At 62.4% G+C, this 22,599-nt stretch carries 18 protein-coding genes; 8 read left to right on the top strand and 10 right to left on the bottom strand.

All coding sequences use genetic code 11. From position 1 onward, the window contains the following. Positions 1–166: 166 nt before the first annotated feature. From N4Q37_RS08480 to edd, 10 genes are all read right to left on the bottom strand, one after another. Positions 167–1,513: a carbohydrate porin gene (locus N4Q37_RS08480; RefSeq protein WP_260956889.1), complete on the bottom strand. Its 1,347-nt coding sequence runs from the start codon at positions 1,511–1,513 to the stop codon at positions 167–169. Positions 1,514–1,669: 156 nt separating this feature from the next. Then, a complete protein-coding gene (locus N4Q37_RS08475; RefSeq protein ID WP_260956887.1) occupies positions 1,670–2,830 on the bottom strand; it encodes an ABC transporter ATP-binding protein in 1,161 nt (386 codons plus the stop codon). A 2-nt stretch (positions 2,831–2,832) separates the two neighbouring features. Next, positions 2,833–3,678 (bottom strand): carbohydrate ABC transporter permease, encoded by an 846-nt coding sequence (locus N4Q37_RS08470; RefSeq protein ID WP_260956885.1) that lies wholly within the window; start codon positions 3,676–3,678, stop codon positions 2,833–2,835. Next, complete coding sequence (locus tag N4Q37_RS08465) at positions 3,671–4,579, bottom strand: carbohydrate ABC transporter permease (protein WP_260956883.1); 909 nt, start codon at positions 4,577–4,579, stop codon at positions 3,671–3,673. The genes N4Q37_RS08470 and N4Q37_RS08465 overlap by 8 nt, the downstream gene beginning before the upstream one ends. Positions 4,580–4,767: 188 nt before the next feature. Next, positions 4,768–6,069, bottom strand: a complete 1,302-nt coding sequence (locus tag N4Q37_RS08460; RefSeq protein WP_260956882.1) for an ABC transporter substrate-binding protein — start codon at positions 6,067–6,069, stop codon at positions 4,768–4,770. Positions 6,070–6,184: 115 nt separating this feature from the next. Continuing rightward, on the bottom strand, positions 6,185–7,444 hold the full coding sequence (locus tag N4Q37_RS08455) for a D-mannose isomerase (RefSeq protein ID WP_260956881.1): 1,260 nt from the start codon (positions 7,442–7,444) through the stop codon (positions 6,185–6,187). A gap of 162 nt (positions 7,445–7,606) precedes the next feature. Next, positions 7,607–9,073, bottom strand: a complete 1,467-nt coding sequence (locus N4Q37_RS08450; RefSeq protein ID WP_313958318.1) for an ATP-binding protein — start codon at positions 9,071–9,073, stop codon at positions 7,607–7,609. Further along, on the bottom strand, positions 9,063–9,794 hold the full coding sequence (locus N4Q37_RS08445) for a response regulator (RefSeq protein ID WP_260956879.1): 732 nt from the start codon (positions 9,792–9,794) through the stop codon (positions 9,063–9,065). The genes N4Q37_RS08450 and N4Q37_RS08445 overlap by 11 nt, the downstream gene beginning before the upstream one ends. 170 nt (positions 9,795–9,964) lie before the next feature. Beyond that, entirely contained in the window at positions 9,965–10,915 is a 951-nt protein-coding gene (locus N4Q37_RS08440; protein WP_260956877.1) for a glucokinase, read from the bottom strand. Then, a complete protein-coding gene (gene edd / locus N4Q37_RS08435) occupies positions 10,912–12,738 on the bottom strand; it encodes a phosphogluconate dehydratase (protein ID WP_260956875.1) in 1,827 nt (608 codons plus the stop codon). Before edd ends, N4Q37_RS08440 begins: the two co-directional genes overlap by 4 nt. A 219-nt stretch (positions 12,739–12,957) precedes the next feature. Here edd and gap point away from each other — a divergent pair, with 219 nt between their 5' ends. The 8 genes from gap to arcA all read left to right on the top strand — a co-directional run bounded on the left by gap (position 12,958) and on the right by arcA (position 22,538). Continuing rightward, entirely contained in the window at positions 12,958–13,959 is a 1,002-nt protein-coding gene (gene gap / locus N4Q37_RS08430; protein WP_260956873.1) for a type I glyceraldehyde-3-phosphate dehydrogenase, read from the top strand. Between the two features lie 247 nt (positions 13,960–14,206). Beyond that, positions 14,207–14,713 carry an RNA polymerase sigma factor gene (locus N4Q37_RS08425; protein WP_260956872.1) on the top strand — a complete coding sequence of 169 codons (507 nt, stop codon included), beginning with the start codon at positions 14,207–14,209 and terminating at the stop codon, positions 14,711–14,713. Positions 14,714–14,831: 118 nt separating this feature from the next. Next, positions 14,832–15,755 (top strand): FecR family protein, encoded by a 924-nt coding sequence (locus tag N4Q37_RS08420; protein WP_260957052.1) that lies wholly within the window; start codon positions 14,832–14,834, stop codon positions 15,753–15,755. Between the two features lie 119 nt (positions 15,756–15,874). Further along, the gene (locus tag N4Q37_RS08415) at positions 15,875–18,475 is read left to right on the top strand and encodes a TonB-dependent receptor (protein WP_260956870.1); all 2,601 of its coding nucleotides are present in this window, start codon (positions 15,875–15,877) and stop codon (positions 18,473–18,475) included. Between the two features lie 179 nt (positions 18,476–18,654). Then, the gene (locus tag N4Q37_RS08410; protein WP_260956868.1) at positions 18,655–19,245 is read left to right on the top strand and encodes a biliverdin-producing heme oxygenase; all 591 of its coding nucleotides are present in this window, start codon (positions 18,655–18,657) and stop codon (positions 19,243–19,245) included. Positions 19,246–19,316: 71 nt separating this feature from the next. Beyond that, a complete protein-coding gene (locus N4Q37_RS08405; RefSeq protein ID WP_260956866.1) occupies positions 19,317–19,730 on the top strand; it encodes a YbaN family protein in 414 nt (137 codons plus the stop codon). A gap of 92 nt (positions 19,731–19,822) precedes the next feature. Beyond that, positions 19,823–21,250: an arginine-ornithine antiporter gene (arcD, locus tag N4Q37_RS08400; RefSeq protein WP_260956864.1), complete on the top strand. Its 1,428-nt coding sequence runs from the start codon at positions 19,823–19,825 to the stop codon at positions 21,248–21,250. Positions 21,251–21,281: 31 nt separating this feature from the next. After that, positions 21,282–22,538 carry an arginine deiminase gene (gene arcA / locus N4Q37_RS08395; protein ID WP_260956862.1) on the top strand — a complete coding sequence of 419 codons (1,257 nt, stop codon included), beginning with the start codon at positions 21,282–21,284 and terminating at the stop codon, positions 22,536–22,538. The last annotated feature ends 61 nt before the right edge of the window (positions 22,539–22,599 follow it).

The following is a 22,599-nucleotide window of genomic DNA, read 5'->3' as shown; positions in this document are numbered from 1 at the left end:
CAGGCGCCACGACTTCAGATCGCGTCAACTTCATCGCAGGCAAGCCTTGCTCCCACAACAAGCCTTGCTCCCACAGGTTCTGCTAGACCATGCCTCACAAAAAAAAGCGGACAGCCTTGGCCGTCCGCAAATATGCGCACATAAAGAGGAGCTTATCGCAACAGCGTTAGAACACCGACTGAATTTTCAGACCGGCCACCAGGGCGTTGTCGACTTCATCCACACCACCCGGGTGAGTGATGTATTGCAGGTTGGGACGCACAGTCAGCCAGTTGGTCACGTGGACCCCGTAGTTGAGCTCGTAGTTGTACTCAGTGCTACGCAACGGCGCGAACAGTGGGTCGTTGTAGTCGGTGACGCCGTTGGCGGCGTTGGTCAGCTCGGCGTTTTTCTTCACGTCTTCGTTGACATGGATGCGCGAGAAACCGATCCCGATGTCGTCTTTAGGACGTGCATCGAATGGCCCCTTGTACACGAACATCAGCGACTGATAGTTGTCGACGACGTTGGTGTCCTTGTCGTGGAAGGTCGCGTTGGCCGCGATGTTCAGGCCGCGCGAAGCGTCACCGTTGTGGGTGGTGAGCTGTTGCTGGGCGACGAACCAGTAGCCGTGCTTGCTGTTATGGCTGCGGTAGGCGTTGCCGGTGGTCGCGGCATCATTGCCGTTGTCGTCTTCACGCACGTCATTGGCGTCGGCCGTGCTCTTGTAGTAACCGACACGGTATTCGCCCGGCAGGTTGTTGACCTTCGGCGACCAGACCAGCTCGACCGGAATGACCGTGCCCTTGGTGCCACTGCCGCTGAGTTTGAAGCCGTTGCCGTGTTCCAGTTGCGAAGGGTTCTGGTTATACGCGCCAATCTGCGCATAGAACTCAGGGGTGATGTTGTACTTCACACGAAGTGCAGCCTGCATGACTGGCCAGTTGTACCAGATGCCGGTCGCCCAGTTACCCACTTGGGAACCGCAAAAGGCCAGGTTCTGGAACTCGCAAGGGAAGGTGTTGAAGTCTTCGCCTTCGCCGAAGTAACCGGCCTTGACGTCCAGCTTGCCGTCGAGAAACTGGTGCTTGATCCACAGTTGGGTCAAACGAACCATATGCCCACGACCGTAGACTTCCTGCGAGGAGCTCAAGGTGCCGGCACGCGGGTCGCCAATACGGTCGTTGGAGATGTTTTCACCGTTACGGTTGGTCAGCTGGATCTTGGCCTGGGTGTTGTCCCAGCCCCACAGCTTTTCAAGGTCCAGCGCCACGCCCAGGCCGAACTGGTCGGCGTAACGCGCAGTCTTGTCGTTGTTGTAGCCACCGTGCAGGTTGGCGCCCATTTCACCGACGTAGTCAGCCTTGATGTCGATGCCCTGCTCGATCAGCTTGGTCCGCTCACCACCCCAGTCACCCGTCATCCACTGCGAGTCGGCGCTGAACGCGTCGGCCGCGTGTACGCTACCGGCCAGCATCATCGCCGCAACGGCAGACAACTGGCAGATAAGCTGGGCGTTGTTTTTCTTCTTCATCCCTACATCCTCGTCTTATTGTTATTAACTGTTTTTATCTAACGCGGTTTACAACGATTGCGACGAGCAGTTCCCTGCCCCTCACATACTCCTCACGGGCGCGAGCTGGAGGGAACAACGCTTTGTTCCCACAGCCCAGCTCCCACATTCACATCTTCAGCGACCTTTGAACTGCGCCACGTTGTCGGCTCGCGCTTCAGCCTGAGCCTGGCCAGCCACACCCAGGCGCTCACCGGTCTTGGCATCAAATAGTAATACTTTTAACGGATCAAATTGAAGTGTCATGGTTTCACCTGCCTGTGGCGCCGCGTCCGGAGCCAGGCGGCAGCAAACCTTGGTGTCATTTAGACTGACAAATACCAGGGTATCCGGACCGGTGGGCTCGGTGATCTGCACTTCGGCACGAATGGTGGGCAAGCCGTTTTGCTCGTTACCCGCCAGCGCGATCTGTTCCGGACGTATGCCAAGGATCACTTCACGATCTTCCAGACCGGCGTCCTGGATACCCAGCGGCAGCTCGCAACGGGCCTGGCCACTGTCGAGCAGCGCCAGCAGACGACCGTCCTTGCGTTGCAGGCGCAGCGGGATGAAGTTCATCGGCGGCGAACCGATGAAGCTCGCCACGAACAGGTTGGCCGGGTCGTTGTAGATATCTTTCGGCGTGCCGAACTGCTGGATGATGCCGTCCTTCATCACCGCAACCTTATCGCCCAGGGTCATGGCCTCGATCTGGTCGTGGGTCACGTAGACGGTGGTGGTCTTGAGGCGCTGGTGCATCAGTTTCATTTCGGTGCGCATCTCGACCCGCAGCTTCGCGTCGAGGTTGGACAGCGGCTCGTCGAACAAGTAGATCTTCGGCCGCCGCGCCAATGCCCGGCCCATGGCCACGCGCTGTTGCTGACCGCCGGAGAGCTGGCCGGGCTTGCGATTGAGCAGGTGTTCGATCTGCAACAGCTTGGCCACGCGGGTGACTTCCTCGTCGATGGCCGCCTGGTTCATCTTGCGGATCTTCAGGCCGAACTCGATGTTCTCCCGCACGCTCATGGTCGGGTACAACGCGTAGGACTGGAACACCATGGCGATGTCACGGTCCTTCGGACTCATGCCGCTGACGTCCTGGTCGCCGATCATGATCGCGCCACCGGTGATCGTCTCGAGGCCGGCGATGCAGTTCATCAGCGTCGACTTGCCGCAACCCGAAGGCCCGACGAGGATCAGGAACTCGCCGTCCTTGATCGACAACTCGATGTTCTTCAGGGTGTCCGGCAGGCCGGCACCGTAGGTCTTGTTTACATTACGAAGTTCGAGCGTTGCCATGATTACCCCTTGACTGCGCCGGCGGTGAGGCCGCGCACGAAATACTTGCCTGCGATCACATAGACCAGCAGGGTCGGCAGCCCGGCGATCATCGCCGCCGCCATATCAACGTTGTATTCCTTGGCCCCGGTGCTGGTGTTGACCAAGTTGTTCAGCGCCACCGTGATGGGCTGCGAATCGCCGCTGGAGAACACCACGCCGAACAGGAAGTCGTTCCAGATCTGGGTGAATTGCCAGATCAGGCAGACCATGATGATCGGGGTGGACATCGGCAGGATGATCCGCCGGAAGATCGTGAAGAAACCCGCGCCGTCCAGTCGCGCCGCCTTCACCAGCGCATCGGGGATGCTCACGTAGTAGTTGCGGAAGAACAGCGTGGTGAAGGCCAGGCCATAGACCACATGCACGAACACCAGTCCCGTGGTGGTGCTGGCCAGGCCCATCTTGCCGAGGGTGAACGAGGCCGGCAGCAGGACGGTCTGGAACGGCAGGAAGCAACCGAACAGCAGCAGGCCGAAGAACAACTGCGAACCGCGAAAGCGCCACATCGACAGCACGTAGCCGTTCAAGGCACCGATGGCGGTAGAGATCAGCACCGCCGGGACGGTGATCTTGATCGAGTTCCAGAAGTAGCCATCGACCGTGGCCCAGGCCTTGACCCAACCGATGCTGCTGACCACGGTCGGCCAGCTCAGCAGGTTGCCGCTACTGATGTCTTCCGGAGTCTTGAAACTGGTCAACAACATGACCACCAGCGGCACCAGGTAAAGCAGTACGGCAAGGATCAGCACCGCGTAGATCCCGATGCGGCTCAGGCTTATGGCAGGTTTGGCAGCGAGACTAGTCATGACGCTTGGTCCTCAGCTCGGAGTACAGGTAAGGCACGATGATCGCGAGAATCGCACCGAGCATCAGGATCGCACTGGCCGAGCCCATGCCCATCTGGCCGCGACTGAAAGTGAAGGAGTACATGAACATGGCGGGCAAGTCCGAGGAGTAGCCCGGGCCACCGGCGGTCATCGCCGCCACCAGGTCGAAACTCTTGATGGCGATGTGCGCCAGGATCATCACGGAACTGAAGAACACCGGACGCAGGCTCGGCAACACCACTTTCCAGTAGATGTGCGGCATGCTCGCGCCGTCGATCTGCGCGGCACGGATGATCGATTGATCGACGCCCCGCAGGCCAGCCAGGAACATCGCCATGATGAAACCCGACGCCTGCCACACGGCCGCGATCACCAGGCAATACACCACGCGGTCCGGGTCGATCAGCCAGTCCAGGCGAAAGCCCTCCCAGCCCCAGTCACGCAGCAATTTATCCAGGCCCATGCCTGGGTTGAGCAACCACTTCCAGGCCGTACCGGTGACGATCATCGAGAGCGCCATCGGGTACAGGTAGATCGTGCGAATGAAACCTTCGCGGCGGATGCGCTGGTCGAGGAACACCGCCAGCAGCACACCGATCACCAGCGTGATGCCGATGAACAAGCCACCGAACACCGCCAGGTTCTTGCTCGCCACCCACCAGCGATCGTTGTCCAGCAGCCGTGCATACTGCGCCAGGCCCGCCCATTTGTAGGTGGGCAGGAACGTCGAGGTGGTGAACGACAGGACGAACGTCCACAGGATGTAGCCGTAGAAGCCCACCAGGACGATGAACATGCTCGGCGCCAGCACCAGTTTCGGGAGCCAGCGCTGCAACGCATCGAACGGCGAGGCCTTGCTGAACACAGCAACAGAACTCATGGGAAGATCCAGTACAAGAGAAAAAGACTACAGAACATTCCCTTTGCAGGAGCGAACTTGTGTGGGAGCTGAGCTTGCTCGCGATGAAGGCGCCTCGGTCTTTCGAATGAGCGCGTTATCGTTCATCGCGAGCAAGCTTTGCTCCCACAGGCTCGCTCACATAGGGAGGACGCCTGCGGTGCTAACGATTACTTGGCAGACTGGACCGCAGCGCCCAGTTTCTTGGCGGCATCGGCAGGGTCGGCTTTCGGGTCGTTGATGAAGTTGGTCACCACGTCAAAGAACGCACCTTGTACCGCCAGCGTCGTCGCCATGTTGTGCGCCATGCTCGGCTGCAGGCCGCCCGTCTTGGCACCAGCCAGGAAGTCCTTGGCGGCGGTCTGAGCGCAGGAGTCGAAACCGTACTGAGCCATGTCACCCAGCATGTCGTTGCGCACCGGGATCGAACCCTTGTTGATGCTGAAGACTTTCTGGAAGTTCTCGCCCAGCACAACCTTGGCGATGTCCTGCTGGCCAGCCGCAGTGCCCTTGTCCTTCTGCTTGAACACCGCCAGGGAGTCGATGTTGTAGGTGAAGGCCTTGTCGGTGCCCGGGAAGGCGACGCACTCGTAGTCCTTGCCGGCGACTTTCTTCGCGGCGGTCCACTCGCTCTTGGCCCAGTCACCCATGATCTGCATGCCGGCCTTGCCGTTGATGACCTTGGCCGCTTCCAGGTTCCAGTCCTGGCCTTTGCCATCGGCGTCCATGTAGGTCGCGACTTTCTTCAGCTCGGTCAGCGCCTTGACCATTTCCGGACCGGTCAGGGCCTTGTTGTCCAGGTCGACCAGGGCCTTCTTGTAGCCATCGACACCCATGACCGAGAGCACCACAGCCTCGAATACGGTGCTGTCCTGCCAAGGCTGGCCACCATGGGCGAGCGGGATGAAGCCGGCGGCCTTGAGCTTGTCGCCGGCGGCGTAGAATTCCTGGAGGGTGGTCGGTGGTTTTTCGATGCCAGCTTTCTTGAAGACTTCCGGATTGATCCACAGCCAGTTGACGCGGTGGATGTTCACCGGCACGGCGACGTAGTCACCGTCGTACTTCACGGTATCGGAGACTTTCTTGTCGAGCAGGCTGTCCCACTTCTCCTGCTTGGCCACGTCCTTCAGGACGTCGGTGTCGAGCAGTCCGGTGGAGGCCCACTCCTGGATGTCCGGGCCCTTGATCTGGGCGACACCCGGTGGGTTGCCGGCCACGGCGCGACTCTTGAGTACGGTCATGGCAGTGGAGCCGCCACCACCGGCGACAGCGCCGTCCTTCCAGGTAAAGCCGTCTTTCTCCACTTGGGCCTTGAGCACGTCGACCGCGGCTTTTTCACCACCCGACGTCCACCAGTGGACGACTTCCACGGAACCTTTGGATTCGGCGGCCAGGGTGCTGACAGGGAAGGCGGCGACAGGAAGCAGGGAAGCAAGAGAAATGACAGTAGCGAGGCGAGAAATCGCATTCATCTGGAATTACCTTCTTGTTGTTATGCATGCAAGTCTGGTGCTTGCGCTGCATGGATTCTAATCAGGGGATATCCCTCGGCAGGTAACGAAGGGATGTGCAAATGTCACGGCCTGGTTACACAGGCACCGGGCTGGAGAGCTGCGCCAGGGCCGTCGCCATGCTGGGGGCCAATGGCAAGCGTGGGATCAACACCGCCTGCCAGGCGTGATACAGGTCCGGCTTGCCCGGCCAGATGTCGGCGCCGGGGCGGTTTTGCGGGTCGAGTTCGTGATGCCAACTGCCGTTGCAGCGGTCGATGAAATGTGTGTCACAGAACTCCCAGAAGCGCCGGTACCAGGCTTCATACTTCGCCTCGTCGGTGCGTTTGAGCAAGGTGCTGGCAGCGGCAGCCGCTTCGGCGTGAACCCAATGCAGGCGATGGCGCACCACGGCGCGGTTGTCCCAGTCCAGGGTGTAGACAATACCGGGGGCGCCATCGATGTCCCAACCATGGCGGCAGTTCTGCTCGAACAGTTTCTGCGCATCCTGGAGCAGCCAGCCCGGGGTCAACATGCCGATCCGCACCCGCGCCGCCTCGAGGTGCAGCAGTAAACGCGCCCATTCGAAGCCGTGGCCGGGCGTGGTGCCGTAGGGGCGGAAACCGTCGGCGGGATTGTCCTGGTTGTATTCGCGCAGCGGTTGCCAGTGGCGGTCGAAATGCTCCACCACCAAGTAGTCGTTGGCGGCGGCGTGACCGTGGATGACCCGCTCGACGATGTGCAGGGCGCGCGCCAGCCAGCGCGGGTCATCAGTGACATCGGCCAGGGCCAGGAAGGCTTCGGTGGCGTGCATGTTGCTGTTGGCGCCGCGATACGCCTCTTCCTCGCTCCAGTCGCGATTGAAGGATTCGCGCAACACGCCCTCCTCCTCGCACCAGAAATGCTCGTCGATGACGCGCACCGCCTCGTCCAACAACCCTTGCGCGCCGGGGCGCTGGGCCACGACTGCGGAGCTGGCGGCCAGGGCCACGAAGGCGTGCAGGTAGGCAGCCTTGCCGGTGTCGCTGTCGTCGGGTTGCGCGGCGGCGAACCAGCCACCGTGCTGGGCGTCGCGCAAGGGGCCGCTGAGGGCCTGGACGCCATGGTCGACCAGTTCGGCGAAGCCCGGCAGGCCCTGGATGTGTGCCATGGCGAAACTGTGGGTCATGCGCGCCGTGTTCATGGTCTCGGCACGGGCGTCGGCCGGCAGGCGACCCTGCTCGTCGAGGTTGCCAAAGCCGCCAGGCAGCTTCGACGCCTTGGCGAACGCCAGCAACCGCAGGCCTTCGGCGGCAAGCCATTGCTGGTGGGCAGGGGCATTCAGCCAACTGCTGAAGGCCGGTTGGAAGGTGTCCATCGGGGAATACCTTTTTTGTTGTTTTGACGCAGGGAGTCTAAACAAGGGGTGGCGAGGGACAGGTAACGAAAGGGCCGAGTTATGTCACCAACTTGTGACATTGCCTTGAAATGATTGAGTGAAGCAGATGACGATCCGACGATGAACGGTAACGCGCCCTGGCTAATCCATACTGCGGGGCAACTGCAACGTCACCCGCAACCCACCTTCGCGCAGATTCTGCAGGCTCACTTCGCCGCCATGGCTGTGGGCGATGTTGCGCGCGATGCCCAGCCCCAGGCCGTAGCCCTGCTGCTGCCCGGCCAGGCGAAAGTGCGGTTCGAAGACTTGCTCCAGGCGCTGCTCCGGAACACCCGGCCCCTCGTCATCGACGTGCAGGATGAAGGCACTTTCATCGTCGTCGATATGCAGGTGGGCGTTCTGTCCGTACTTCAAGGCATTGTCGATCAGGTTGCCGATGCAGCGCTTGAGCGCCAACGGCTTGCCCGGGTACGGCGCCAGCGCCCGGCCGTCCTGGGTCACCCGGCCGTTGCCGTTGGGCGCCAGGTAAGGCTCGACCAGGCAATCGAGCACGTGGTTGAGGTCCACCGGCTCGATGTTCTCGTGGATATCGGTGTCCTTGACGCATTGCAGCGCGCCTTTGACCAGCAGTTCCAGTTCGTCCAGGTCGCGGCCGAACTTGGCCTGCAGGTTTTCGTCTTCCAACAACTCGACCCGCAACCGCAAGCGCGTGATGGGTGTGCGCAGGTCGTGGGAAATCGCGCTGAACAACTGGCTGCGTTCGGTCAGGTAGCGGCTGATGCGCTCGCGCATGGCGTTGAATGCCCGTCCGACTTCCACCACTTCGCTGCCACCGCCCTCGGCCACCGGTTGCACGTCGGCGCCCAGGGACATATCCCGTGCGGCCCGGGCCAAACGCTTGAGCGGTCGGCTCTGCCAGTGCACCAACAGACCGATGAACAGCAGCAACAGGCTGCTGGTGAGCACGATGAAGCCGACCTGTTGCTTGGGCAAGCCCTGCTCTTCGAGGCTGGTGTAGGGTTCGGGCAGCAGCGAGGCGATGTACAGCCATTCCCCCGGCGCCATCTGGATCTGCGTCACCAGCACCGGTGGATTCACCGGCTCTAGGGTCAAGGCGTAGTGGGCCCAGGAACGGGGTAGCTCGTCGAGCTTCAGCCCGGCGTTGAAAATCCGCAGGTCGTCAGGGCTGACAAAGGTGACGGAGATATCGGTGTTGCTGCCCAGTGAGCGGCGCAACACCTCATCCACGGCCTTGAGCACCGCCAGTTTGCGCGGGGTGACGGGCAGCACATCCATGCCCAGGGGTTTGTCGTTGAGCGTGACGACGAACCGCGTACCACCCATGCTGCGCAGTTGATCGAGCACCAGTGGCCGGTAAGCCACCGGCAGCGAGCGCAGGTAACTGACACTGGCGGTCATCGAATGGGCGAGGCTGCGGGCGCTGGTGACCAGGCCTTCAAGTTGCGTAGCCCGCAATTGCGAGACCCAGATCAGGCTGGACAGGGTCTGGGCGAACAGCACCACCAGCAACGTCAGCAGCAGCATCCGTCCCAGCAACGAACGCGGCACCGGCACCCGGCGGGCCAGTTTGCGCCAGTCAATGGCCATTGCTGGCAACCACGTTGGCCGCCAGTTGATAACCGCTGCCGCGCACCGTGCGGATCAGCCGCGGCGGTTTGTCGGTGTCGCGCAGACGCTGGCGCAGGCGACTGACCGCCATGTCGACGATGCGGTCCAGGGGCATCAGTTCGCGCCCCCGTGTGGCATTGCCGATGGTGTCGCGGTCGAGGATTTCCTGGGGATGGTCGAGGAACAATTTGAGCAAGGCGAAATCAGCGCCGGAGAGGATCACTTCTTCGCCATCGGCGTGAAATAGTCGATGGCTGACCATGTCCAGGCGCCACTCGTCGAAAGCCAGCACTTCACCGCCCGGGCGCTCCTGACCGAACTGCGCCCGGCGCAACAAGGCCTTGATGCGCGCTTGCAGTTCACGCGGACTGAAAGGCTTGCCCAGGTAATCATCGGCGCCCAACTCAAGACCGATGACCCGATCGGCCTCGTCGGAACTGGCGGTGAGCATGATGATCGGCACATGGGCCTGGCGCGGATGCTGGCGAACCCAGCGGCACAGGCTGAAGCCATCCTCGTCGGGCAGCATCACATCGAGGATCACCAGGTCGCTCGGCGCATCGTTCAACGCCTGGCGAAACCCCGCACCGTCGGGCGTGGTACGCACCTGGAACCCCGCGCGACTGAGGTAAGTGTCCAGCAGCTCGCGAATCTCCTGGTCGTCGTCGACCAACAAAATCGATTTGTTCACTGAACTCACGGAGCCTCGTCCTTGCTGTTTGGATGGGGGCGATTATGCCTGATGGACATCGAGTTTTTTATCGCCTGTTCGGACCTTATCGCGAGCAAGATTTGCCCCCACAGCGCTCCCCGCAAGATCAAGCACATCTTGTGGGAGCAAGGCTTGCCCGCGATGCAGGCGACGCGGTCTTAACTTTGCTCCAACGCCACACCCGCACCCATCAGGCCCGAGTACGGCGCTGTCACCAACCACACCGGAATGCCCTTGAAGTAATCGCTCATGCACCCCTTGTCCGCGAAGCAACGGGCGAAACCGCTTTCGAGGAAGAAATCGGCAAACCGCGGGATCACGCCACCGACGATGTAGACACCGCCGCGCCCGCCCACCGTCAGCACGTTGTTGCCGGCCACGCGGCCCAACCAGCGGCAGAACTGTTCGAGCACTTCCAGGGCGACGGGATCGCCGGCCAGGCCAGCCGCGGTGATGGCTTCGGGGGTGTCGAGCACCGGCTCATGGCCGTCCACCGCGCAAATGGCCCGGTACACCCGCGGCAAACCGCTGCCGCTCAGGGCGGTCTCAGCACTGACATGGCCGATCTCGTTGTAGATGTGTTGCCAGAGCTGGGTTTCCCGCGGGCTGCTCATCGGCAAGTCCACGTGACCGCCCTCACCCGGCAACGCCGCAAACCGGCCTTCACCCAGATCCAGCAGCGTACCGACGCCCAGCCCGGTGCCTGGGCCGATCACCACCGCCGGACGCATCGGTTCCGCGCTACCTTCGCAAACGACCCGGTATTCATCGGGACGCAGGCGAGTCATGCCCAGGGCCATGGCCGAGAAGTCGTTGACCAGCAACAACTGCTCCACCTGCAAGGTCTCGCAGAACGCCCGGTTGCTCAGGCGCCAGTGATTGTTGGTGAAGCGAAACTCATCGCCGCTCACGGGACCGGCCACCGACAGACACACCGAACCGATGGCGCCCGGGCCCATGCCCAGGCCACCCAGGTAAACCTTGATGGCGTCTTCCGGGCAGGCGAAGTCGGCCGTCGCCAGCACCTGGATGTTTTCCAGGTTGTGGTTCTTCCACAACGCGAAACGTGCGTTGGTCCCACCGATGTCACCGACCAGGGCCAGTTTCAATTAATCGTCTCCAGGGCAGCAGTGAAGGCGCTGGCGCCCTGCTCTGCCGAGCTGAACGCCATGCGCATGAAACCGAACAGCTCGCGGCCGGTGCCGATGTTGTTGCCCAACAGGCCCTTGGCAGGTGTGCGTGCAGCAAATTCGTCGGCGTCCACCTTCAATTCCAAGGTGCCGTTGACGCCATCGACGCGGATGATATCGCCCTCCCGTACCCGGGCCAACGCGCCGCCGACATAAGCTTCGGGGCTGACGTGAATGGCCGCCGGGATTTTCCCCGACGCACCGGACATGCGCCCGTCGGTGACCAGTGCCACTTTGAAGCCACGGTCCTGCAATACACCCAGGAATGGCGTCATCTTGTGCAGCTCCGGCATGCCGTTGGAGCGCGGTCCCTGGAAGCGCATGACCGCGACGAAGTCCTTCTCCAACAGCCCGGCCTTGAACGCGTCGGCCAGATCCTGCTGATCCTGGAAGACCATGGCCGGTGCTTCGACGACCTGGTTTTCCAGCGCCACCGCCGAGACTTTCATCACGCCACGGCCCAGGTTGCCCTCCATGACCCGCAACCCGCCTTCCGGCGAGAACGCGCGGGCCACCGGGCGCAGGATATTTTCATCGAGGCTTTCGATCGGGCCGTCGCGCCACACCAGTTCGCCGTCCTCGAGGAATGGCTCCTGGGTGTAGCGGCTCAAACCCGGCCCCATCACGGTGTTGACGTTTTCGTGGAGCAACCCGGCTTCCAGCAGTTCGCGGATCAGGAACGACATGCCGCCCGCCGCCTGGAAGTGGTTGATGTCGGCCTTGCCGTTCGGGTAGACGTGGCTCAGGGTCGGCACCACCTCGGAGAGGTCGGCCATGTCTTGCCAGGTCAACTGGATGCCCGCCGCCATGGCGATGGCCGGCATGTGCAGGGTGTGGTTGGTCGAGCCGCCGGTGGCATGCAGGGCGACGATGGAGTTGACCAGCGAACGCTCGTCGACGATTTCGCCGATGGGCATGAAGCTGCCGCTTTGCTTGGTCATGCGCGTGACCTGGAACGCCGCCTCGCGAGTCAGGGCGTCGCGCAGTGGTGTGTTCGGGTTGACGAACGAAGCGCCCGGCAGGTGCAGGCCCATCACTTCCATCAGCAACTGGTTGGTGTTGGCAGTGCCGTAGAAGGTGCAAGTGCCGGGACTGTGGTAGGACTTCATCTCCGATTCCAGCAACTCTTCGCGGGTCGCCTTGCCTTCGGCATAGCGCTGGCGCACGTCGGCTTTTTCCTTGTTGGAAATACCCGAGACCATCGGCCCGCCCGGCACGAAGATCGTCGGCAAGTGACCGAAGCGCAGCGCGCCCATCATCAGGCCCGGCACGATCTTGTCGCAGATGCCGAGCATCAGCGCGCCGTCAAACATATTGTGGGACAGCGCCACCGCCGTGGACATCGCGATCACTTCGCGGCTCGGCAGGCTCAGTTCCATCCCCGCCTCGCCCTGGGTCACGCCGTCGCACATGGCCGGCGTGCCGCCCGCGAACTGGCCGACCGAGCCGATTTCGCGCAGGGCTTTCTTGATCTGTTCCGGGAAGGTTTCGTAGGGCTGGTGGGCCGAAAGCATGTCGTTATAGGACGACACGATGGCGATGTTGGCGGCGTTCATCATCCGCAGGTGGTGTTTGTCTTCGCTGCCACAACCCGCCACGCCGTGGGCGAAGTTGGCGCATTGCAGCTTGCCGCGCATCGGACCGTCGCTGGCTGCACCATGGATCAATGCAAGGTAAGCCTGGCGCGTGGCGCGGCTGCGGGCGATAAGCCGTTCGGTGACCTCAATAACGCGGGGATGCATGTGTAGAACTCCAGGCTAACGGGTGTGGCGACCTGATTGTCTATGCTGGTCATAACCCCCATGCGCATCAAGCGACAGGCGGTTTACCGACCTTTTGGACCAGTTGATTCAGGTCACTCGTTGTAGATAAAACAAAATACTGCCATCAAAAAGGCTTGTTTTCTATTTTTTTGCGCATAATCTTGTAATTCCAACAACAAATCGACGGCGGTGCAGTGAATGACTCTTCGAATCGCAATCAATGGTTTTGGCCGCATCGGCCGCAACGTCCTCCGCGCACTGTATACCCAAGGCTACCGTCGCGACTTGCAGATCGTCGCGATCAATGACCTGGGCGACAGTGCCATCAATGCGCACCTGCTCAAGTACGACACCGTACACGGCACCTTTGAAGCGGACGTGCAGCACGATCACGAAAGCCTGACGGTCAATGGCGACCGCATCTCCGTCAGCGCTATCCGCAACCCGGCCGAACTGCCCTGGGCCGCCGAGAAGATCGACGTGGTGTTCGAATGCACCGGCCTGTTCACCGACCGCGCCAAGGCGGCCGCCCATATCAGCGCCGGCGCCCGCAAGGTGATCATCTCGGCCCCGGCCAAGGGTGCCGATGCCACCGTCGTGTATGGCGTGAACCACGACATCCTGCGCCAGTCCCACCAGATCATTTCCAACGCGTCGTGCACCACCAACTGCCTGGCCCCGGTGGCCCAGGTGCTACACCGCGAGCTGGGCATCGAAAGCGGCCTGATGACCACGATCCATGCCTACACCAATGACCAGAACCTGACCGACGTGTACCACAGCGATCCGTACCGCGCCCGTTCGGCCACCCAGAACATGATCCCGAGCAAGACCGGCGCCGCCGAAGCGGTGGGCCTGGTGCTGCCGGAACTGGCGGGCAAGCTGACCGGCATGGCGGTGCGCGTGCCGGTGATCAACGTATCGCTGGTGGACCTGACCGTGCAGCTCAAGCACGACGCCACGGCCGAGCAAGTCAACGACCTGCTGCGCCAGGCCAGCCAGCACTCCCGGATCCTCGGTTACAACGCCCTGCCGCTGGTCTCCAGCGACTTCAACCACAACCCGCTGTCGTCGATCTTCGACGCCAACCACACCAAGGTCAGCGGCAAGCTGCTCAAGGTCCTGGCCTGGTATGACAACGAATGGGGGTTCTCCAACCGGATGCTGGATAACTGCCTGGCGTTGTGTAACGCGGAGTAACTGTCGCGGGAACAAATGCCTCCCCGATGTGAGAACGCTCCTGTGGCAGCAAAGCTTGCTCGCGATGGCGGCTTTCAAGGCTCCACAGGGCCTCGTAGGGGACGACATCATCGCGAGCAAGCTTTGCTCCCACTGATGCTCCCCACAGGTTTGCTCTTCCTATCGACCCAGCGTGGTGAAATGAAGGCTTGACCCCTTCAGCAGATGACAATCATTATCATTTGCCCGATCCGGATCAGGCCCTACCGTGAGTCAATCGCGCTTTCATCACGTCTTCCTCGCCCAGCGCGTACCGCTATTGCGCACCCTCGAGCGCATGGTCAACAACCCCAGCACCGCCGAAGACCTTCTCCAGGAAACCTACCTGCGCGTCAGCCGCGCCTTGACTGAACGCCCGGTCGAGCACCTGGAGCCCTTCGTCTTCCAGACCGCCCGAAACCTGGCGCGGGATCATTTGCGTGCGCGGCGCATCCACTCCCGTACCCTGCTCGACGACGTGCCAGCGCAAGTCATACACAATGTGCCCGCTCCCCAGAGCAACGCCGAGGACGCCGCCCATGCCCAACAGTTGCTCGAGCGACTGAACGTGAGCCTGCACGCGCTGACTTCACGCCAGCAGCAAATCTTCATCCTCAGCCGCCTGCACGGGCACAGTTACCAGGCCATCGCCGAGCGACTGGACGTGTCATCGAGCACGGTGCAAAAGGAACTGAAGCTGATCATGGCGATCTGTGTGGGACAGCTGCAGCTATAAGATTCAAGCGGCAAGCTGCAAGCTGTGCTCTGGCTTGCAGCTTGCAACTTGCCGCTCAATTCGAGGAATCACCGTGACCGACCCTCAACCCGCTTCGACGCAGGACACCGCCCACGCCATGGAGCAGGCGCTGGACTGGCTGATCCTGCTGGACAACCCCAGCGACGAGCAGACCCGGCAGTTCCAGGCCTGGCTGGCGGCCGACCCACGCCACGGCCAGGCATTCGCCCGGGCCCAGGCGATCTGGAACGGCCCGCAGGTGATGGAGAGCGCCCGTCAGCTGGAGAATGCCCGCCAGCGCCAGGCCCCGCCCAAGGTCACGCCGCTGTCGCGCCTGCGCAGCCATTGGAAACCCTTGGCCACCGCTGCCGTGCTGTTCCTGGGGCTGTTCAACTTCAGCGACTTGCCCCTGCATTGGCAGGCCGATCACCTGACCGTGATCGGTGAGCGCCAGCGCCTGCAATTGGCGGACGGTTCCCAGGTACTGCTCAACACCGACTCGGCGTTCTCCAGCACCTTCGATGAACAGCGCCACGTGGCTCGCTTGTACAAAGGCGAAGCGTTCTTCGAAGTCCCGGCCAATGACAGCCTGCCATTGGAAATCGACGCCGGCCCCGTCATCGCCCGTGTCAGCGACACCACCCTTGCCGTGCGTTACCTGGACGGCGTCGCCCAGGTCCAGGTCCAGCGCGGCGACGTAGACCTGCGGGCCAGCCGCAACGACGCGCACGTACGCCTGTCCGCCGGGGAAAGCATTCGCATCGGCCCCGACGGTTTCGACCGCCCGGCCCGGCTCGATGCCGTCACCGACCTGGCGTGGGTCCAGGGTCGACTGGTGTTCGAGAACCGGCCACTGCGCCAGGTCCTGGCCGAGTTGCAGCGCTACTACCCCGGCTGGATCATCAACCGCAACGAACAGTTGGCCGACCTCGCCGTGACCGGTAATTACCGTCTCGATGCGCCGCTGGACGTGGTGCGCTCCCTGGCCCACATCACCTCGGCACGTGTGCAGGAATTCCCGGCGCTGGTGATCCTGAACTAAATGAGAATTATTTTTACTCGATAGCCTTCGCTGGTTCGTCTCGTTATAGCCAATGCAATTGATTCGCATCTTGCGATGCCAATCTGCACCTATAACAGATGCGACACGGAGCGCTATCGATGTCCTCTCGCCTTACTTGCCGGTTCCTCCCCCCTTCCTGCACGCTGTCTCTGCTGACCGCCGCCCTGCTGATGGCCGGCACGGTTCCCGTCGCCTTCGCGGCTGCCGCTGCACAAGCACCTGCACGGACCACAGGCGACTACACCTTCGCCATCGCCCGCCAACCACTGGTCTCGGCCCTGAACGCCTTCACCGCCGTCACGGGCTGGCAGGTCGGCCTGTCGGCTGAACTGGCCGAAGGTGTCGCCTCGCCAGGGGTAAACGGCTCGCTGTCTGCGGACAAAGCGCTGGAGCGCCTGTTGCTGGGGACGAACCTGAGCTACCGCAAACTGGGCGACCACAGCATCGTCCTGGAAAAACGCAGCGCCGCCGGGGCGTTGAACCTGCCACAGGTGACCATCAGCGCCACTCGCCAGGAACAGGACATCGCCCTCGTGCCGAGCACGGTCACCGTCCACGACCGCCAGGAACTGGACCGCAACAACGTCAATACCCTCAAGGACCTGGTGCGCTACGAGCCCGGCGTCTCGGTGGGCGGTGCGGGCCAGCGTGGCGGGATCAGCGGCTACAACATCCGCGGCATCGACGGCAACCGGATCCTGACCCAGGTCGACGGCGTGGAAATTCCCGGCAGTTTCTTCAACGGCCCTTATGCCAAGACCCAGCGCAACTACGTCGACCCGGAGATCATCAAGCGCGTGGAAATCCTTCGCGGTCCGGCCTCGGTGCTCTACGGCAGCAACGCCATCGGTGGCGCCGTCAGTTACTTCACCCTGGACCCGGACGACATCATCAAGCCCGGCCAGGACGCAGGCGCGCGCCTGAAGACCGGTTACAGCTCCGCCGACGACAGCTGGCTCAAATCCGCCACCGTCGCAGGTCGCAGTGGGGCGTTCGATGGCTTGCTGCACTACAGCCAGCGTGACGGCCATGAAACCCAATCCTACGGTAGCCACAACGGCACCGGCCTGGACCGCACCACCGCCAACCCGGAAGACGTGCGCGCCAGCAACGTGTTGGCCAAGCTGGGCTGGAACTACAGCGATGACGGGCGCCTGGGTCTGGTCTACGAGAAGTACAAGGATGATCGCGACACCGACCTGAAGAGCGCCTATGGCGGCCCCTATTCCAACGGCCGACCGACTATCTCTCCCGCGATACTGCCCGGCGGCATGTACCAGTGGCGCACCGGCAACGACACCATCACCCGCGAGCGCTTCGGCCTGGAGCACAGCTTCGCCCTCGACAGCCTGCTGGCCGACAACGTGAAGTGGAGCCTGAACCATCAGGTCGCCAAAACGAACGAGAGCACCGCGGAGTTCTACTTCCCGATCACCCGCCAGGTGCTGCGCACCCGCGACACCCTCTATGAAGAAAAGCAGTGGGTGCTCGATGCGCAACTGGACAAAGCTTTCAGCATTGCCGACACCGATCACCTGCTGACCTACGGCACCACCCTCAAGCACCAGAACGTCACCGGTTCGCGCAGCGGCAACGGCGTGTGCCTGGCGGTCGGCGTGGGCTGTTCAGCCGTCGGAGCCATCAGCACCGGTCGCGGAGACGTGCTGGCAAAAGCCAGTGACTTCCCGGACCCGACCATCAACACCTACAGCCTGTTCGCCCAGGACCAGATCAGTTGGCAGCAATGGACCTTCACCCCGGGCCTGCGCTACGACTACACCCAGCTCAAGCCGCACTTGACCCAGGCATTCCTCAACACGGTCGACCCCACCAACGGCGGCGAAGTCAGCGACAAGAACAAGACCTGGCACCGCGTCTCGCCCAAGTTCGGCCTGACCTACGCCCTCACCGAGCAATACACCTGGTACGGCCAGTACGCCGAAGGCTTCCGCACCCCGACCGCCAAGGCCTTGTATGGCCGCTTCGAGAACAGCAATCCCGGCTACACGGTGAAACCGAACCCCGACCTGGAGCCGGAAAAAAGCAAAGGCTACGAGACCGGCCTGCGCGGACGTTTCGATTCCGGCTCGTTCGATGTGGCGGTGTTCTACAACACGTACCGCGATCTCATCAACGAAGACGCCATTACCCCCGGCGCCGACCAGTTGACCTTCCAGAGCAACAACATCAAGCATGCCACCATCAAGGGCGCCGAGGTCAAGGGGCGCCTGAACCTGGACGTCTTCGGCGCTCCCCGCGGCCTGTACACCCAAGGCTCGGTGGCCTATGTCCACGGTCGCAACGACGACACCGGCCAGCCGCTCAATAGCGTCAACCCGCTGACCGGCGTGTTCGGCCTGGGTTATGACCAGGACCACTACGGCACCCTGCTCAGTTGGACCCTGGCCAAGAGAAAGGACCGTGTCGACAGCAGCAACTTCAAGTCGCCGGACGGCGTCAGCAGCCAGTTCAAGACTCCGGGCTTCGGCCTCCTCGACCTGAGCGGTTACTACAAGGTGAGCGACGCCATCACGGTCAACGGTGGCCTCTACAACCTCACCGACAAGAAGTACTGGCGGTGGGACGACGTGCGCGGCTACGACAGCGTCGGCGAAGCGGCGGTGTTGAACCCCGCCAACCTCGATCGCCTGACGGCGCCCGGACGCAACTTCGCGGTCAACCTGGTCTGGGATATCTGACTCGGTTGCCAGGCCAAACAAATACCGGTGGCGAGAACCATGTGGGAGCAAGGCTTGCCCGCGATGAAAGCGATGCGGTCCCTCAGATATAGAGGCGTCTGTTTCGCGAGCAAGCTTTGCTCCCACACCCCGGCGAAGAACCCCGCTCACCACAATGCTCTCATTCGAAGGAATTTTTCATGACCACACAACGTTCCGCTTCCCGCTCCCAACGCCTCAACCAGATCACCCACGAACCCCACGCCAGGCTCGACGCCCTGGTCAAGGCCCACGCCCCGTTCGAAACCACGGCCAGCTATGCCCGCTTCGTCGTCGCCCAGTACCTGTTCCAGTCGGAACTGATGGCGCTGTACAACGACGCTGAGCTGGCGGCACTGATTCCCGACCTGCCGACCCGCTGCCGCGCCGAAGCTGTCGCAATCGACCTGGCGGACCTGGACACCGAAGTCCCCGCGCCGGTGGCCGGTGCGCTGAAGAACCCGACCCAAGCCGAGGCGTTGGGCTGGCTGTTCGTCTCCGAAGGCTCCAAGCTCGGCGCCGCGTTCCTGATCAAACGCGCCGTGGGCCTGGGCCTGAGCGAAACCTTCGGCGCCCGGCACCTGGCGGAACCGGCGGGCGGTCGTGCCGAAGGCTGGAAAACCTTCACCCGCCTCCTCGATGACCTGGCCTTCAGCGAACAGCAGGAAGCCGAAGCGGACCAGGGCGCGCTGGACGCCTTCAACCGCTTTACCGTGCTGCTTGAACAGGCTTATGCCGCCGAGCTGGCCTGAATGGCTGCTTTTCCATTGTGGGAACGAGCCTGCTCGCTCCCACGGAAATTGCGCACGACTGAAAGAGACCGATGAACCGTCCCTCGAAACTCAGCCAAATACTCTTCGGGCTACTCGCCTATGCCAGCCTGGCCATCGGCCTGGTCGCCATCGTCGTGCCCGGCCTGCCGACGACCGAATTCATCCTGCTGGCCGCCTGGGCCGCGACTCGCAGTTCGCCACGCCTGAGCGCCTGGCTGGAGCAGCATCGGCTGTTCGGGCCGATGCTGCACAACTGGCGCAACGGCAAGGTCATCCCACGCCGGGCCAAGGTCGGCGCCACCCTCAGCATGCTGGCTTGCGCCGCACTGATGCTGGCAACCCTCGGTCACGGCTGGCCGATCTACCTGGCGTTGGCCGGCATGGGCCTGGGCAACCTGTGGATCTGGTCCCGTCCGGTGACGACGGCGCTGGCGGACACGGGAGCACGCAGCGATCCCGAATGAAATCCGATCCGCCCTCCAGCCTGATGTAGATCAGCTAATGGCGGCAAAAATAGACATAGGCTTTCGACTCTCTCCTGTTGCGGAGCATGCCAATGTCTACTACCCCCGGAAAACTTCGACTGGGTGCGTTGATCGCCCTGGTGGTCGGTTCGATGATTGGTGGCGGGATCTTTTCCCTGCCGCAAAACATGGCCGCCAGTGCCGATGTCGGCGCCATTCTGATTGGCTGGGCCATCACCGCGGTGGGCATGCTGACCCTCGCCTTCGTGTTCCAGACCCTGGCCAACCGCAAGCCCGACCTGGACGGCGGCGTCTACGTCTACGCCAAGGCCGGTTTCGGTGACTACATGGGTTTCTCATCGGCCTGGGGCTACTGGATCAGCGCCTGGCTCGGCAACGTCGGTTACTTCGTGTTGCTGTTCAGCACCCTGGGTTACTTCTTCCCGATCTTTGGTGAGGGCAACACTGTCGCGGCGGTGATCGGGGCCTCGGTGTTGTTGTGGGCGGTGCATTGGCTGGTGCTGCAAGGCATCAAGGAGGCGGCATTCATCAACCTGGTGACCACCGTCGCCAAGGTCGTGCCGCTGGCGCTGTTCGTGCTGATCGCGGTCTTCGCCTTCAAGCTGGACATTTTCACCGCCGACATCTGGGGCGCTAAAAATCCGGACCTGGGCAGTGTCATGACCCAGGTACGGCACATGATGCTGGTCACCGTATGGGTGTTCATCGGCATCGAGGGCGCGAGTATTTTTTCCGCCCGCGCCGAAAAACGTGCAGACGTAGGCAAGGCCACGGTCATCGGGTTCATCACCGTGCTGCTGTTCCTGGTGCTGGTCAACGTGCTGTCGCTGGGCATCATGACCCAGCCGGAACTGGCGAAGCTGCAGAACCCGTCCATGGCCGCCGTGCTGGAGCATGTCGTCGGTCACTGGGGGGCGGTGCTGATCAGCGTCGGCCTGGTCATCTCGCTGCTCGGTGCCCTGCTGTCGTGGGTGCTGCTGTGCGCCGAGATCATGTTCGCCGCCGCCAAGGACCACACCATGCCGGCCTTCCTGCGCCGCGAGAACGCCAACCACGTGCCGGCCAACGCCCTGTGGCTGACCAACGCGATGGTCCAACTGTTCTTGATCATCACCCTGTTCTCGGCCAGCACCTATCTGTCGCTGATCTACCTCGCCACTTCGATGATCCTGGTGCCCTACCTGTGGTCGGCAGCCTATGCGGTGCTGCTGGCGGTGCGTGGCGAAACCTACGAGAACGCCCTGGCCGAGCGACGCAAGGACCTGGCCATCGGCGCCATCGCCCTGGTCTACGCGATGTGGCTGCTGTATGCCGGCGGGGTCAAGTACCTGCTGCTCTCCGCCTTGCTCTACGCCCCCGGCGCGATCCTGTTCGCCAAGGCCAAGCGCGAAGTGGGCAAACCGGTTTTCACCACCCTCGAGAAACTGATTTTCGCCGCCGTGATCGCCGGAGCCCTGGTGGCTGCCTATGGGCTCTACGACGGTTTCCTGACCCTGTAGCGGGCCAATGGTTTTCACTGGAGGAAATGCAATGACCACGGAAAAAGTGAAATACGGCGTTCATTCCGAAGCCGGCAAACTGCGTAAAGTCCTGGTGTGTTCTCCAGGCCTGGCGCACCAGCGCTTGACGCCGAACAACTGCGACGAGCTGCTGTTCGACGATGTGATCTGGGTCAACCAGGCCAAGCGCGACCATTTCGACTTCGTGACCAAGATGCGCGAGCGTGATGTCGATGTCCTGGAAATGCACAACCTGCTGACCGATGTCGTCGCCATTCCCGAGGCCCTGGACTGGATCCTGCAACGCAAGATCACCGCCAATTCGGTGGGACTGGGCCTGGTGCACGAAGTCGACGCCTGGCTGCGCACCCTCGAACCGCGCCACATCGCCGAATACCTGATCGGCGGGGTCTCGGCCGATGACCTGCCGGACAGCTTCGGCGGCAAGACGATCCAGATGTTCCGCGACTTCCTCGGGCACTCCAGTTTCATCCTGCCGCCGCTGCCCAACACCCAGTTCACCCGCGACACCACTTGCTGGATCTACGGCGGGGTAACGCTGAACCCGATGTACTGGCCAGCGCGCCGCCAGGAAACCTTGCTGGCCAGCGCCCTGTACAAATTCCATCCCGAATTCACCCAAGCCGATTTCCAGGTCTGGTACGGCAACCCGGACCAGGACCACGGCAACGCCACCCTCGAAGGTGGCGACGTGATGCCCATCGGCAACGGCGTAGTGCTGATCGGCATGGGCGAGCGTTCGTCCCGCCAGGCCATCGGCCAGTTGGCGCTGAACCTGTTCAAGCACAACGCCGTGGAACGGGTGATCGTCGCCGGTTTGCCGAAGTCGCGGGCGGCCATGCACCTGGACACCGTATTCAGTTTCTGCGACCGCGATCTGGTGACGATTTTCCCGGAAGTGGTGAGCCAGATCGTCGCCTTCTCCCTGCGCCCTGACGACAGCAAACCCGGTGGCATCGACGTGCGCCGGGAAGAAAGCAGCTTCCTCGACACCGTGGCCGCCGCGCTCAAGCTGCCGGCATTGCGCGTGGTGGAAACCGGTGGCAACAGCTTCGCCGCCGAGCGCGAGCAATGGGACGACGGCAACAACGTGGTGGCCCTGGAACCGGGCGTGGTCATTGGCTACGACCGCAACACCTACACCAACACCTTGCTGCGCAAGGCCGGGGTGGAAGTCATCACCATCAGCGCCAGCGAACTGGGCCGAGGCCGGGGCGGTGGTCACTGCATGACCTGCCCGATCATTCGCGACCCGATCGATTACTGACCTTCGAGCCTGGGCCCGCATTTACCCCAGACGGGTCCAGGGGATAACCGACACCCAAGGA

This window comes from Pseudomonas citri (genome assembly GCF_025336485.1).
GTDB classification, from domain to species: domain Bacteria; phylum Pseudomonadota; class Gammaproteobacteria; order Pseudomonadales; family Pseudomonadaceae; genus Aquipseudomonas; species Aquipseudomonas citri.
This window is presented reverse-complemented; position numbering and strand designations above follow the sequence as displayed.